The 535-nt window shown below is 47.1% G+C and carries 2 protein-coding genes; one reads left to right on the top strand and one right to left on the bottom strand.

What is annotated here, in order from left to right; translation table 11 throughout:
• Positions 1-241 (top strand): hypothetical protein (locus ACXAIC_RS24805; RefSeq protein WP_475187117.1); only part of this gene is annotated, 241 nt, incomplete at its 5' end.
• Here the strand turns inward: ACXAIC_RS24805 and ACXAIC_RS24800 are convergent.
• A partial coding sequence (locus ACXAIC_RS24800) for a hypothetical protein (protein ID WP_475187115.1) occupies positions 233-535 on the bottom strand: 303 nt, incomplete at its 5' end. The two genes, ACXAIC_RS24805 and ACXAIC_RS24800, sit on opposite strands and share 9 nt — an antisense overlap.

Raw genomic sequence — 535 nt, 5'->3', positions numbered from 1 at the left:
TCGTTTGTCCTGTTGTTTCTCTTGGAACGCGCCGCGTTTACTTAGATGCAGACTGTTTCAGATTTCGCGTTCGAGGCGCAGCCGAGAGACAGGGAAATCTGAAGCCCTTTCAACGCGATTTGCTGCAAAAGGTGTTCATGAATTGTTCCGCGCCGCTAAAGCCGCCGATTTAGATGACCAGGACATCCCCCCTGGAAACGTCCAGAAGAAAAATCTCCCTCATGCGCCGTCTTCATTGTAAAAAAAAGGATATTCTAAAATTTTCTTTCGCATAATTTTTCGCTGCTTCATATTCCAGAGACTCCAATTCTCCAGATGTAAAAGCAAATGCTATGTCTTCAGCATAATCCAACGCAATATAGTCATATGCAATATTTGACTTAAACGCATACCATCTCCTAAATTTGGCCCGGGTCTCCACAGCCTGCACCGGATTCAGATCCCAATATTCATCATCTTCACTGCTCAAATCCGGACGCGTCTCCAGAAAAGCCCGGAACTCCACTTCCTGCCTGACGGCCTCGCGCAGCTCGTC

Source organism: Roseibium sp. AWQ4_254 (assembly GCF_056161025.1).
This window is presented reverse-complemented; position numbering and strand designations above follow the sequence as displayed.